This window comes from Arthrobacter silviterrae, assembly GCF_011045165.1.
Taxonomy (GTDB): Bacteria; Actinomycetota; Actinomycetes; order Actinomycetales; family Micrococcaceae; genus Specibacter; species Specibacter silviterrae.
On the sequence record NZ_JAAKZI010000008.1, the window covers coordinates 1 to 13,015 of the forward strand.

Genomic DNA, 13,015 nt, shown 5'->3' on the forward strand with positions numbered 1-13,015 from the left:
CCGCCCACAGGATCCGCCGCGCACCCGCCGGGAGCACGGCGGATCCTTTGCGCACCCACCACGCCCAACACCCGCTAGAATTGAATCACTATGGCCAAAACCCCTGACTCCGCACACACCGCCGCTGACAAACCGAAGCGCTCCCTCTTCAGCCGCACGCCCAAGGACGGCGCCAAGAAGAAGGCCAAGAAGCCCGGCCGGATCAAGCAAATGGTGGACATCTACAAGATGACCCGCCGCCACGACCCCATGGTCACGTGGCTCATGCTTGGCTCCTTCCTGGGCCTCATTCTGCTCTCGCTGGTGGTCTCGCTGCTGATTCCCCCGCATTCGTGGATCAACGGCCTGCTGGTCGGACTGCCGCTGGGCCTGCTGGCTGCCCTGCTGATCATGTCCCGGCGTGCGGAACGGGCGGCCTATGCACAAATTGAAGGCAAGCCCGGCGCCGCCGGTGCCGCCTTGAGCTCGCTGAAAAAGGGCTGGATCTTTGATGAGCAGCCCGCCGCCGTCAACCCGCGCACCCAGGACGTGGTGTTCCGTGCCATCGGCAAGGCAGGGATTGTGCTGATCACCGAGGGTCCCTCCAGCCGGGTCAAGGGCCTGGTTGACGCCGAACGACGCCGCCTGGGTCGGATCCTCCCCAATGTCACGGTGACCATCATCGAAACGGGCAAGGGTGAAGGCCAGGTCCCGATCGCCAAGGTGACAAAGAAGATGAACAAGCTCAAGGGAGAGCTGACCAAGGTCGAGGTCAGCGCCGTCAACAAGCGCATTTCCTCCATGGGCAACAAGCTGCCGATCCCCAAGGGCATCGATCCCTACAAGGCGCGGCCCGACCGCAAGGCGTCACGAGGCCGCTAGTCTCCTGCGGCAGGAACGCTTCGTGCAGGCCCCGCTCCCACATCCATCCGGACGTTGGAGCGGGGCCTTCCTGCTTTTAGCGGCGGACCAGCATGGTTTTCATGGCGCGGTCGTGGAGGCCGCGGTGGTCGGCATCGGCAATCACGGCCGGGATGACCAGGCACACCAGGACGGCGCGGACCACGCCTGCGAGGAGGCCGGCAGGGCCGCCGTCGAGCCTTGTCACCTGAATGCCCATGACCCGGTGGCCGATGCTGTAGCCCAGCGTGCCCACCAGCACCATCTGTTCCACCGCGAAAACGGCCAGAATGGCGAGGGAGTCGGAGTGGAAAAAGGCGGCTGCGATGAGGTAGCTCAGGGCCCAGTCAATGCAGATGGCCAGGATCCGCCGGCCTGCGCGCGCCATGGAACCGTGGCCGGTTTCGGGCAGTCCCAGCCGTTCGCCAGGGTATTTGGATATATTGGAGGTGTCCGGCCCGCTGAGCCAGGACCCGATGTCTTTACGATCTACCACGCCCCCAGCTTACCGGCGGAGGGCGGAAGTTCAGCCATGCTGGTATTTGGCAGCGGCTGTAACGTGCCGGAAACATTTCTGACATTGTTGAGTAATGGCACCGCCATAGTCTGTATTCAGTTGCAGATGCACGAATGGCCGGAACCGAGCCGGCCGGAACCCCAATGCGCCAAGGAGCCTAGATGTTCAAGAACGCGGACGAAGTCCTCAAGTTCATCAAAGACGAAGATGTGAAATTCGTCGATATCCGATTCACCGACCTGCCAGGCGTGCAGCAGCACTTCAATGTCCCGGCCAAGACGGTTGACGCCGAGTTCTTCGTCAACGGCCAGCTCTTTGACGGCTCCTCCATCCGGGGCTTCCAGGGCATCGCTGAATCGGACATGCAGCTGATCCCGGACCCCACCACCGCCTTCATTGACACGTTCCGCCTGGAAAAGACCCTCGCGCTGAACTTTTCCATCGTGAACCCCCGCACCGGCGACCCCTACCACCGCGACCCGCGCGGCGTGGCCGAAAAGGCCGAGGCCTACCTGGCGTCGACGGGCATTGCCGACACGGCGTTCTTTGGCGCCGAAGCCGAATTCTTCGTTTTTGACAACGTGCAGTTTGAATCCTCCCCCAAGGGATCCTTCTACAAGGTGGACTCCGAAGAGGCCAACTGGAACACGGGCCGCAAGGAAGAGGGCGGCAACCTCGGCTACAAGACCCCCGTCAAGGGCGGCTACTTCCCCGTGGCCCCGGTTGACCACCAGGCCGACCTGCGCGACGCCATGTGCATCGAGCTGGACAGCGCCGGCCTCGCGGTCGAACGATCGCACCATGAGGTGGGCGCAGCCGGCCAGGCTGAAATCAACTACACCTTCAACACGCTGGTGCACGCGGCAGACGACCTGCAAAAATTCAAGTACGTCATCAAGAACACCGCCTGGGCCTGGGGCAAGTCCGTCACGTTCATGCCCAAGCCTGTCTTTGGCGACAACGGCTCGGGCATGCACTGCCACCAGTCCCTGTGGAGCAACGGCGCGCCGCTGTTCTACGACGAAAAGGGATACGCCGGCCTGTCCGACGTGGCCCGCTGGTACATTGGCGGCCTGCTCAAGCACGCCGACGCCGTGCTGGCGTTCACCAACCCGACAGTGAATTCCTACCGCCGCCTGGTCAAGGGCTTCGAGGCGCCCGTGAACATGGTGTACTCGCAGGGCAACCGTTCCGCGGGCATCCGCATCCCGATCACCGGCTCCAACCCGAAGGCCAAGCGGCTCGAGTTCCGCGCACCGGACCCCTCCTCCAACCCCTACCTGGCGTTCTCCGCCCAGCTGATGGCGGGCCTGGACGGAATCAAGAACCGGATCGAACCCCCCACCCCGATCGACAAGGACCTCTACGAGCTCCCCCCGGAAGAGGCCAAGGACATCCCCAAGGCCCCCGAGTCGCTCGAGGCCGCCCTGACCGCCCTGGAGAACGACAACGAGTTCCTGCAGGCCGGCGGCGTTTTCACCCAGGACCTCATCGACACCTGGATCGACTACAAGCGTGAAAACGAGATCAAGCCCCTGCAGCTCCGCCCGAACCCCTATGAGTTTGAGCTTTACTACGGCTGCTAAGCCGGTTTGACCAACGACGCCGGCGCCTGGGCGGGTTTTTCGACCCGCCCAGGTGCCGGCGTCGTCGTTCCTGCCAAAGGATGGCAATGGCAGCTGTCCGAGGGGTAACCTGAGCCTCATGACTCCCCTGGCGGCCGGCGGGCCCATCAACAAGGTCCGGGCGCAAGGCTGATGGCCATCAAAATCGACAACGTCGGCATCGCCGTCCGTGACATCGAAGCTGCCATCGCCTTCTTCACGGATCTCGGCCTCACGGTGCTCGGCCGCGACACCATCAGCGGCGGGTGGGCCGACACCGCCGTCGGCCTGGACGGGAACCACGCCAAAATCGCGGTGCTCCAAACACCCGACGGCCTGGGCCGCCTGGAATTCTTTGAGTACATCCACCCGGACGCGATCGAGACGGACCCAACACTGCCGAACGAAATTGGCATGCACCGGGTGGCTTTCTCCGTCGACGACATCGACGACGCCCTGGAGATCGCCGCGAAACACGGGTACCACCCGCTCCGCGGGGTGGCCACCTACCAGGACATCTACAAGCTCACCTACCTGCACGGCCCCAGTGGAATCCTGTTGATGTTCGCCCAGGAACTCAAGCCCGCCGCGCCTTGAGCCGGGGCGGCCCTGGTCGGCTAGAAGATGGACCAGCCGGTACGTGTGGTGAACGCGTCCAAGGCAGCGATGCCCGCCACGGAGTTGCCGTTGGGTCCCAGGGACGGCCCCCAGACGGCCACGGAGCAACGGCCCGGCACGATGGCCACGATGCCCCCGCCCACCCCGCTTTTGCCGGGCAGGCCCACACGGTAGGCAAACTCCCCGGCGGCGTCATAGGTTCCGCAGGTCAGCATCACGGCGTTGACCCTCTTGGCCTGGTTGGGCGTCAGGAACGGAGTGCCCCCGGCAGAGACGCCGTGGCGGGCCAAAAACCTCGAAGCCAGCGCGAGGTCCTCGCACGACATCCTCAGGGCGCACTGCTTGAAATAGTTTTCCAAGACCAGGTCCACGGGGTTCTCCAGGTTCCCATAGCTGGCCAGGAGATGGGCCATGGCTGAGTTCCTGTGCCCGTGCTCCGCTTCCGAGGCAGCAACGGCGGCGTCGAAGTCAAGTTCCTGGTTGCCGGACTCCGAGCGCAACAGCCCGCGGACCGCACCGGCGGCGTCGCCGGTCAGGGTCAGGAGCCTGTCCGTGACCACCAGGGCACCGGCGTTGATGAACGGGTTTCGCGGGATGCCGTTGTCGGCTTCCAGCTGCACCATGGAATTGAACGGCGTGCCCGAGGGTTCCCGGAACACGCGCTTCCAAATGGAGTCGTAGTCGTAGGACATGACCAGGGCGAGCGAATACACCTTGGAGATGCTCTGGATGGAAAACGGCTGCTGCCACTGGCCTGCTCCGTAGACCGGCCCGTCTGACATGGCCACGCACACGCCGAAATTCTCCGCCGGAACGTCCCCCAGGCTCGGAATGTACGACGCGACGGCGCCCAGTCCCAGCAGCGGCTGGACCTCGCTGACGATGTCCTCCACGATCCCCTGCACGTCCATGCCAAGCCCTTCAATGGTGGGTGCCGCCGTCGGTTCTTGAACCACGGCGCAACATAAAGAAACGGAACGGGTGGCCGTGGCGGCCGGCCACCCGTTCGGGGTCAAAGGACCTTGGCCAGAAAGTCCTGCAGGCGCGGCTGCTGGGCGTTGCCGAAGATGGCCTCCGGGGTGCCTTCCTCGCAGATCACGCCGGCGTCCATGAAGATGACCCTGTCGGCAACCTCGCGGGCAAAGCCCATCTCGTGCGTGACAACCACCATGGTCATGCCCTCGGCCGCGAGGTCGCGGATCACCTGGAGCACTTCACCCACCATTTCGGGGTCAAGGGCGCTGGTTGCCTCATCGAAGAGCATGATGCCGGGATTCATTGCCAGCGCCCGGGCAATGGCCACGCGCTGCTTCTGGCCGCCGGAGAGCGACGCCGGGCGGGCATCGGCCTTCTCAGACAGGCCTACACGCTTCAACAGTTCCATGCCCTTGGCACGGGCGCCGGCCCTGTCGAGCTTCTTCAGTTCGACAGGGGCCAGCATGATGTTTTGGATGACGCTCATGTGCGGGAAAAGATTGAAGTGCTGGAAGACCATGCCGATGTGCTGGCGGACGGCGTTGAGGTCCACCTTGGGGTCCGTGAGGTCGTAGCCGTCCACCGTGACCGTGCCGCCCGTGATGTCCTCAAGCTTGTTCAGGCAACGCAGGAACGTGGACTTGCCGGAGCCCGAGGGGCCAATGACACAGACCACCTCGCCCTCGGCAATGTCAACCTCAAGGCCCTTGAGGACCTCATTGGAGCCAAAGGACTTCTTCAAGTTCCGGACGCTGATCTTGGCGCCCGCTGCTGCTGGGGTGGCTGTCATTTGTTGAACTTCCTGTCCAGGGCGTTGGAAAGCTGGGTCAAGATGAAGATGACGATGAAATACAGGGCCGCCACGATCAGCAGCGTCTCACCGGTGCGGAAGTTGGATGCGTAAATCTGCTGGCCCTGGTAGGTCAGTTCCGCGAAGCCGATGACGGCGAGCAGGGACGTGTCCTTCAACGTGATCACGAACTGGTTGATGAACGACGGCGTCATGATCTTGACAGCCTGCGGCACCACCACGCGGCGCATGGAGGTGACGTAGCCCAGCCCCAGGCTGCGGCTGGCCTCCAGCTGGCCAGGGTCCACGGACTGGATGCCGCCGCGGACGATCTCGGTCATGTAGGCACCGGCGTTCAGGCTCAGTGTGATGACACCGGCCGTGAGCACGTCCAGCGGCCGGCCCGTGAGCTGGGGCAGGCCGAAGTAGAAGAAGAACGCCTGAACCAGCAGTGGGGTGCCGCGGAAGATTTCAACATAGATGCTGGCAATGATGCGAAGCACGCGGCTTTCGGAGACCTTCAGGAAGCCAAACACAATGCCAAGCACCAGGGCAATGATCAGCGAAAGTGCCGTGGCCAGCAGCGTCATGCCGAGGCCCTTCATCAACGCCGGGAAGCTGTTCGCGAGCAGTTCGAAGAAGCTTGTCTGCTTGGCGGTCTCGGGTGCAGCCAGGTACTTGTCGAGAATTTTTTGGTACTGGCCGCTGGCTTTAAGGTTCGCCAGGCCGGCGTCGAAGGCCGCGAGGAGATCGGCATTCTGGCCCTTGTTCACGGCAAAGCCGTAGGAGCTGCCCTGTTCCTTGGGCGTGACAATCTTCAGGCCGTTGTTTTGGCTGACGCCGTAGGCCAGCACGGGGTAGTCGTCAAAAACCGCCACGGAGTTCCCGGCCTTGACGTCGTCGTACATGGTCGCGGAATCAGCCAGTGCCTTGACAGTGAAGCCGTATTTGTCCTTGATGGAGTTGGCAAACGTTTCGCCTTCACTGCCGCGCTTGACGGCAACCGTTTTGCCTTTCAGGTCCGCATAGGTCTTGATGGCATCGTTGCTCTTGGCCACGGCCATCTGCACGCCGGAATCGAAGTACGGGTTGGAGAAATCAAAGATGAGCTTGCGCTTGTCCGTGATGGACATGCCGGCAATGACGCCCTGGACCTGGTTCGACTGCAGGGCCTGCAGGGCGGCGTCGAAGCCAAGGGACTTGATGTCGACCTTGAAGCCCTGATTGTCGGCGATGGCGCGCAACAGGTCCATGTCGATGCCGACCAGGTCGCCGCTGCCGTTGCGGAACTCAAAGGGGGCAAAGGTGGTGTCTGTGGCAATGGCAAAGGTCTTGCCCTTGGCATCACTGGCTGCTGCCGGCGCCACTGCCCCCACTGCCGCCGGCGCGAGGCCCTGGTGCAGGGCTGCGGGCATGACGGCGGCCGAGGCCGAACCGGCACCGAGCAAGAGCGCCATGACGGTCAGGGTTGCGCCCAGCGCCGCCCGGCCCCGTCTGGTGGCCAATCGGTATATGTTCAAGGTCTTCCAACCATCCTTAATTTTTTGTCTGCGGCTCCCGCGCCTGCGGCGACCGCACCCCTGACGGGTCCAGCTGCGCCCGGCTTTGGGCGCAGCAAAGGCCATCACCGGATGCGCCGGCCGGAAGGCAGCGCAGGTGACAAAGGTAGAGTCTATGCGTATCTCGGGTTGCGGGGTGGATTGCAGCCATTGCGGCACCCCTGAATGAGTCCCCAGGGCCGCGCACACGGCGACGGCACTGAGGCACCCGGAGTCAGTCGGTTTCAGGGCCCCAGCAGTAGGGGCACTGGTCATCGCACAAGGCATCGGCGGGGAGTTGCTCCGCCGCCGGCTGGGCCATGAAGGTTTCCGGCTGTGGCGCCGGCTCCACGATGGCAGTCCCGGACTGGTCCCTGCCCTGGCGCAGGCCAGCGGATCCGTTCACGCCAACGCGGCTGGGGCGGGAAGCTAATGTATGTGACACTGCGGGGTCTCCTTTGACTCCGGGCAGGGCGCCCAGCCCCTTCGGACCGTGGCGGACACCCTGTGGTGCGGGCAACTGCATGAACTTGTCATTGGATCGAGGCCCCCGGTGGATTACCACCAGGGCAGCCCCGTGGCCAATTTCCCGTGGAGTCGAGCGGCGATGGGACGGCTTATGAGGTCAAGTCAACTTTTCGGTGCCGTTGGTGTGCGGCGCCTGCTTCCCAGCTTAGTGTGATGTGCAGCGCAGGGGCTTAGGTCAATGGACAAGAATTAAGCTGCAAAATTGTGCTCAGTGACAATGGCCACCCAACGGGAAAGGCCCCGCCCCGGCTGACTTTGCACAGCGAAATGGCCGGCCATGGATGTGGCCGGCCATTTGTATGGCACCGCAGTGGGGGAAGGCGGCCCCTTCGCCGTTCCGGGCTGTTGTCGCTACGCTTTTCCGATCGTCGTGGCACCGGTCGAGAAAGGCCAAATCCAGAGCCCGGCAGGAGTAGCCTGCGCGGAGTGAACCGCGTTCGGCCAAATCCAGAGCCCGGCCGGAGTAGCCTGCGCGGACTGGACAGCATTCGGCCAAATCCACAGCCCGGCCGGCGAGACCTGCGCGGAGCGAACAGCGTTCGGCCAAATCCACAGCCCGGCCGGCGAGACCTGCGCGGACTGGACAGCGTTTGGCCAAATCCAGAGCCCTGCCGGCGAGACCTGCGCGGACTGGACAGCGTTTGGCCAAATCCAGAGCCCTGCCGGCGAGACCTGCGCGGCCGGCGCCTGCGAGGCTTCCTGGGCATTGGGCCAAATCCACAAGCCTTGCGGTGCCGGTGCGGCAGCGGCGGCCCCCAGGCCGAGGAACATGGCAAAAGCGGTGAAGAGGGCGCCGAGCCCGGCAATCAGGCCCGTTCTACGGCGTCTTTGCGTGTGTTGGTTCTGCATGATGAAATTCCCCCCGGGAGGTCAGGACAGCAGCAGTTTCAGGTCCCAAAAACTGCAGTGAGACAGTGCGTGGATTCCATAACAAATCCCAGGACCTAGCACCAGTTCTTCCAGTCTTGCCCCAGTGGGGTGCCAAAGTCCACTGTTTCACGCCACAAATGTTGCAAACATGCACGCGGCGGCTGCTGTTTACCCGTAGAACAGCCGTTCAAACACTGCCCGTGCCTTGCGGGTCAGCCCCAGGTAATCCTCTTCGAACGCTGCGGCCTGCCCGGGTTCGTAGCCGCACCAGCGCGCCACCGCTTCCAGATCCCGCCGGGCCGAAGGAAGCAGGTCCGAGGGCTTCCCCGTCCAGATGACATTGGCGTTGCGGACCTTGCCCGCCAGCCGCCAGGCGGCCTCAAGCAGTTCAGCGTCGCCTTCCCCGACAAGGTCAAGGCCGCGCGCGGCGTGCAATGCCGCCAAGGTTGAGGTGGTGCGAAGCCCCGCGTGGAGGTGCGCGTGTTTGAGCTGCCACAACTGGACAAGCCATTCCACGTCGCTCAGCCCGCCGCGGCCCAACTTTACGTGCCGTGCCGGGTCGGCCCCGCGGGGCAGCCTCTCCGACTCCATGCGGGCCTTGATCCGCTTGATCTCGCGCTGGTCGGCTTCGGCCAGCACAGCCGGATACCGCACGGGATCGGCCATCGCCACAAACTCCGCGGCCAGTCCGTCGAATCCGGCCATGGGCAGTGCCCTCAGCAAGGCCTGCGCCTCCCATGCAGAGGACCACCGGGAATAGTATTCGCGGTACGCGTCGAGGGACCGGACCAGGGGGCCGTTTTTCCCCTCCGGCCGGAGATCGGCGTCAATGCTGAGCACACGTTCGGCCTGGATTGCCGGCTTGAGAGGCTGGGTCAGCAGGGACATCACCTTGGACACAATGGCTTTCGCCTGCTGCTGCGCAGGCCCTTCAACGGCGGCGCCGGCCGTTCCCGGCACAAGTTGCTGGACAAACAGGACGTCGGCGTCGGAACCGTAGCCGATCTCTCGCCCGCCCTGGCGGCCCATGGCCACCACCAGCACATGGACCAGTGGCGGCTCCCCGGCATAGACGTCCGCCTCGGCCACCATCAACGCGCCCAGGACCGTGGCCCGGTCCACGTCGCTCAGGGCAGCCGACACCTGGTCCTGGGCAAGGAGCCCGGAACAGTCGGCTATGGCAATGCGCAGGATTTCCCGCTGGCGGTTGAGCCGGATCAGCCGGATCGCGCCAGCCGGCTCGGGGTGGCGGGACATCTTGGACTGGATTTCCGCCCACTGTGCCGCAAACGTCAAGGGAACCAGTTCCTTGTCGTTGCCAAACCAGGCGGTGGCCTCCGGCGAAACCTCCAGCAGGTCGGTCACCAGCCGGGAGCTGGAGAGAACGTGGCACAGCCGCTCGGCCGCGGCCTGGTGGTCGCGCAGCATGCCCAGGTACCAGTGGGAGGTGCCCAGGGCCTCACTGACTCGGCGGAAGGCGAGCAGCCCGGCGTCCGGGTCGACGCCGTCGGCCAGCCAGCCAAGGAGCACGGGCAGCAGCTGGCGCTGCAGGGCCGCCCTCCGGCTGACCCCGGCGGTCAGGGCTTCAATGTGGCGCTGGGCACCGGCCGTGTCCCGGTAGCCAAGCGCGGCCAGCCTGGCCCTGGCAGCATCCGTGGTCAGTGCCACGTCGTCGGCACTGAGATGGGCGGCAGTGACAAGTATGGGCCGGTAGAAAATTCGTTCGTGCAGGGCCCTGACCTCGCGCTTGACGCGGCCCCAGTCCTCCAGCAGCGTTTCGGCCGTGGGGCGCTTGAGGCTGAGGGGGCCCGCCGCCGCACGGGCCAGGGCCCGCAGCTGTTCCGGGGCCCGCGGCATGAGATGGGTGCGGCGCATGTGGACAAGCTGGATCCGGTGTTCCAGGACGCGAAGGTAGCGGTAGGACTGGTCCAGGTGGGCGGCATCGGTGCGGCCAATGTAGCCGGCGCGCATGAGTGCGTCGATGGCGGCAGTGGTGGCCTTGACCCTGATCGATTCGTCATTCTTGGCATGGACCAGCTGCAGGAGCTGCACCGTGAATTCCACGTCCCGCAGGCCGCCCTTGCCCAGCTTGAGCTGCCTCCCGGCCTCCGAGTCGCGGATGTTTGCCGTGACGCGCCGGCGCATGGCCTGAACGGAGGCTACAAAGCCCTCCCGTTCCGACGACGTCCAGATCAGCGGCGACACGGCCTGCTCAAAGCGGAGCCCCAGCGCACGGTCGCCTGCAATGGCCCGCGCCTTCAAGAGCGCCTGGAACTCCCAGTCATGCGCCCAGCGCTGGTAATAGCTGAGGAAGGACTCCAGCGTGCGCACCAACGGCCCGTCCTTGCCCTCGGGGCGCAGGTTGGCATCGACCTCCCACAGCCCGGGCTCGCGTTCCGGGGCGTAAATGGCCTGGGCCGCCGCTGATGCCAAGGCATTGCCCACGGCGACGGCGCGGGACTCATCCAGCCCGCCGCCGTCGGCCTCCATGACGTACATGACGTCGACGTCGGAAATGTAGTTCAGCTCCCGGGCACCGCACTTGCCCATGCCGATGACGGCCAGCTTGACGGCAGCCACCTCATCGAAGGAAAACTGGCCCGCCACCTCGGCCCGGGCCACGGCAAGCGCCGCGTCCAGTGCCGCCGCCGCGAGGTCAGCGAGCTCGGCCCCCACCAGCGGCATGACGTCCTGGGGCGAGGCCGCGCACAGGTCCCTGATGGCCAGTTCCGCCAGGTGCCGCCGGTAGCGGGTGCGCAGGGCGATCCGCGCCGGTGTGCCTGTCAACGCCGCTACGGGAATGGCCGACGCCGGTTCCGCACCCACCGCTGCCAGCAGCGAGTCCCGCAGTGCTCCGGCATCGGCTGCCACGGGCTCCGGCGACGGGAAGGTGTCCAGGACGTCCACGTGTTCGGGATGCCGGATCAGGAACTCCACCAGGGCTTCGGAGGCGCCCAACAGCCGGAAAAGTGCCTCGTTGGGGACCTGGCGGCCCGTCTCCCGCTCGGGGACGGACAGCTTTCCATACACGGCAGGGACGGCGCTGAGCAGGCGCACCAGCGACTGCACGGCCAGGTCCGGATCATTGGCCAACTTCAGGGACTGCAGCAACTCCCCCTGGTCAAGGTCCGCCAGCTCCCGGAAGCCGAGAAACCTTTCACTTTTCTCCAGGTCGGAAAAGCCCAGCGTGATCAGGGTGCGGGTCAGGGAGCTCATGGCAGGCGTTAGAGCACCCCCAGGTAGCGGTTGATTTCGTAGGGCGTGACCTGGAGCCGGTATTCCTGCCATTCGTCGCGCTTGTTGCGCAGGAAGTGCTCAAACACCTGCTCGCCCAGGATTTCTGGCATGAGTTCGGATTCCTCCATTTGGCGCACGGCGTCGTGCAGGCTCGACGGCAGCGGCTCGTGTCCCAGCGCCCGGCGCTCGGCACTGCTGAGCGCGCCAATGTCCTCCACGGCGGCCGGGGGCAGCTCGTAGCCTTCCTCGATCCCTTTCAAGCCGGCACCGAGCAGCACGGCATAGGCCAGGTAAGGGTTCGCGGCGGAATCGATGCCCCGGTATTCCAGGCGGGCCGCCTGCCCCTTGCCGGGCTTGTAGAGAGGCACCCGCATGAGAGCAGAACGGTTGTTGTGGCCCCAGGACAGGTAGCTGGGCGCCTCTCCCCCGCCCCACAGCCGCTTGTAGGAATTCACAAACTGGTTGGTGACGGCCGTGAATTCCGGTGCGTGCTTGAGGATTCCGGCCATGAATTGGCGCGCGGTCCTGGACAGCTGGTACTCGGCACCGGGCTCGTGGAAGGCATTCGTGTCGCCCTCGAACAGGGAGAAATGCGTGTGCATCCCGGAGCCCGGGTGCTCGGAAAACGGCTTGGGCATGAAGGTGGCATATGTGCCCTGCTGGATCGCCACCTCGCGGATCACCGTCCGGAACGTCATGATGTTGTCTGCAGTCTGGAGAGCGTCGGCATAGCGCAGGTCAATTTCGTTTTGGCCCGGCCCGCCCTCATGGTGGCTGAACTCCACGGAAATGCCCACGTCCTCGAGCATGGTCACGGCCGTGCGGCGGAAGTCCTGCGCCACTCCCCCGGGCACGTGGTCAAAGTAGCCCGCCTGGTCCACCGGGATGGGGATGCCGTCAGGGCCGGGCTTGTCGCTTTTGAGCAGGTAGAACTCAATCTCCGGGTGCGTGTAGCACGTAAAACCCATGTCCGCCGCCTTGGCAAGGGTGCGCTTGAGGACATTGCGCGGGTCTGCCGCGGACGGTTCGCCGTCGGGCGTCAGGACATCGCAAAACATGCGCGAGGTTTGTTCGGTCTTGCCGCGCCAGGGAAGGATCTGGAACGTGGACGGATCGGGCTGGGCCAGCATGTCGGACTCGAACACCCGCGCCAGCCCCTCGATGGCGGAGCCGTCAAACCCCAGGCCCTCCTCAAAGGCGCCTTCCACCTCGGCCGGGGCCAGCGCCACCGACTTGAGGCTGCCCACCACGTCGGTGAACCAGAGGCGGACAAAGCGCACGTCGCGCTCCTCGATGGTGCGCAACACAAACTCCTGCTGACGGTCCACTGTGGGCCCCTTTTCCGTTGACGGTACGGCTCGCTCAAACATCGTTGCGGGCGCCCCAAATTAAAGACACTGGCTGCCACCTTCGTGCCCGCAAACACCACTCTACTAAGGACTTGAATCCCGGATTGACG

Annotated in this window: 11 protein-coding genes; 3 read left to right on the plus strand and 8 right to left on the minus strand. The window is 64.8% G+C overall.

What is annotated here, in order from left to right:
- Window positions 1-90 precede the first annotated feature (90 nt).
- The gene (locus G6N77_RS06355; RefSeq protein WP_165181193.1) at window positions 91-861 is read left to right on the plus strand and encodes a DUF4191 domain-containing protein; all 771 of its coding nucleotides are present in this window, start codon (window positions 91-93) and stop codon (window positions 859-861) included.
- A 76-nt stretch (window positions 862-937) separates the two neighbouring features.
- Here the strand turns inward: G6N77_RS06355 and G6N77_RS06360 are convergent, their stop codons facing one another.
- Window positions 938-1,375: an RDD family protein gene (locus G6N77_RS06360; protein ID WP_165181194.1), complete on the minus strand. Its 438-nt coding sequence runs from the start codon at window positions 1,373-1,375 to the stop codon at window positions 938-940.
- Window positions 1,376-1,557: 182 nt separating this feature from the next.
- Here G6N77_RS06360 and glnA point away from each other — a divergent pair, with 182 nt between their 5' ends.
- Both glnA and G6N77_RS06370 read left to right on the plus strand, forming a co-directional pair.
- Window positions 1,558-2,982, plus strand: coding sequence for a type I glutamate--ammonia ligase (glnA, locus tag G6N77_RS06365; protein WP_165181195.1), 1,425 nt, complete (start codon window positions 1,558-1,560; stop codon window positions 2,980-2,982).
- Between the two features lie 171 nt (window positions 2,983-3,153).
- Window positions 3,154-3,597: a VOC family protein gene (locus G6N77_RS06370; RefSeq protein ID WP_165181196.1), complete on the plus strand. Its 444-nt coding sequence runs from the start codon at window positions 3,154-3,156 to the stop codon at window positions 3,595-3,597.
- Between the two features lie 20 nt (window positions 3,598-3,617).
- Here the strand turns inward: G6N77_RS06370 and G6N77_RS06375 are convergent, their stop codons facing one another.
- The 7 genes from G6N77_RS06375 to G6N77_RS06405 all read right to left on the minus strand — a co-directional run bounded on the left by G6N77_RS06375 (window position 3,618) and on the right by G6N77_RS06405 (window position 12,884).
- Window positions 3,618-4,529 (minus strand): glutaminase, encoded by a 912-nt coding sequence (locus G6N77_RS06375; RefSeq protein WP_165181297.1) that lies wholly within the window; start codon window positions 4,527-4,529, stop codon window positions 3,618-3,620.
- Window positions 4,530-4,630: 101 nt separating this feature from the next.
- On the minus strand, window positions 4,631-5,383 hold the full coding sequence (locus G6N77_RS06380) for an amino acid ABC transporter ATP-binding protein (protein WP_165181197.1): 753 nt from the start codon (window positions 5,381-5,383) through the stop codon (window positions 4,631-4,633).
- Complete coding sequence (locus G6N77_RS06385) at window positions 5,380-6,798, minus strand: amino acid ABC transporter substrate-binding protein/permease (RefSeq protein ID WP_165181298.1); 1,419 nt, start codon at window positions 6,796-6,798, stop codon at window positions 5,380-5,382. Before G6N77_RS06385 ends, G6N77_RS06380 begins: the two co-directional genes overlap by 4 nt.
- A 358-nt stretch (window positions 6,799-7,156) precedes the next feature.
- Window positions 7,157-7,366, minus strand: a complete 210-nt coding sequence (locus G6N77_RS06390) for a hypothetical protein (protein ID WP_165181198.1) — start codon at window positions 7,364-7,366, stop codon at window positions 7,157-7,159.
- Window positions 7,367-7,800: 434 nt separating this feature from the next.
- Entirely contained in the window at window positions 7,801-8,298 is a 498-nt protein-coding gene (locus tag G6N77_RS06395) for a hypothetical protein (protein WP_165181199.1), read from the minus strand.
- Window positions 8,299-8,487: 189 nt separating this feature from the next.
- The gene (locus tag G6N77_RS06400) at window positions 8,488-11,535 is read right to left on the minus strand and encodes a bifunctional [glutamine synthetase] adenylyltransferase/[glutamine synthetase]-adenylyl-L-tyrosine phosphorylase (RefSeq protein ID WP_165181200.1); all 3,048 of its coding nucleotides are present in this window, start codon (window positions 11,533-11,535) and stop codon (window positions 8,488-8,490) included.
- 8 nt (window positions 11,536-11,543) lie between these two features.
- A complete protein-coding gene (locus G6N77_RS06405) occupies window positions 11,544-12,884 on the minus strand; it encodes a glutamine synthetase family protein (RefSeq protein WP_165181201.1) in 1,341 nt (446 codons plus the stop codon).
- Window positions 12,885-13,015: the final 131 nt, after the last annotated feature.

Bases quoted from the DNA above. Each gene is read 5' to 3' on its own strand.
- G6N77_RS06375 (WP_165181297.1), bottom strand. From the start codon at position 4,529: ATGGACGTGCAGGGGATCGTGGAGGACATCGTCAGCGAGGTCCAGCCG.
- G6N77_RS06355 (WP_165181193.1), top strand. From the start codon at position 91: ATGGCCAAAACCCCTGACTCCGCACACACCGCCGCTGACAAACCGAAG.
- G6N77_RS06400 (WP_165181200.1), bottom strand. From the start codon at position 11,535: ATGAGCTCCCTGACCCGCACCCTGATCACGCTGGGCTTTTCCGACCTG.
- G6N77_RS06380 (WP_165181197.1), bottom strand. From the start codon at position 5,383: ATGACAGCCACCCCAGCAGCAGCGGGCGCCAAGATCAGCGTCCGGAAC.
- G6N77_RS06370 (WP_165181196.1), top strand. From the start codon at position 3,154: ATGGCCATCAAAATCGACAACGTCGGCATCGCCGTCCGTGACATCGAA.
- G6N77_RS06395 (WP_165181199.1), bottom strand. From the start codon at position 8,298: ATGCAGAACCAACACACGCAAAGACGCCGTAGAACGGGCCTGATTGCC.
- glnA (WP_165181195.1), top strand. From the start codon at position 1,558: ATGTTCAAGAACGCGGACGAAGTCCTCAAGTTCATCAAAGACGAAGAT.
- G6N77_RS06385 (WP_165181298.1), bottom strand. From the start codon at position 6,798: ATGCCCGCAGCCCTGCACCAGGGCCTCGCGCCGGCGGCAGTGGGGGCA.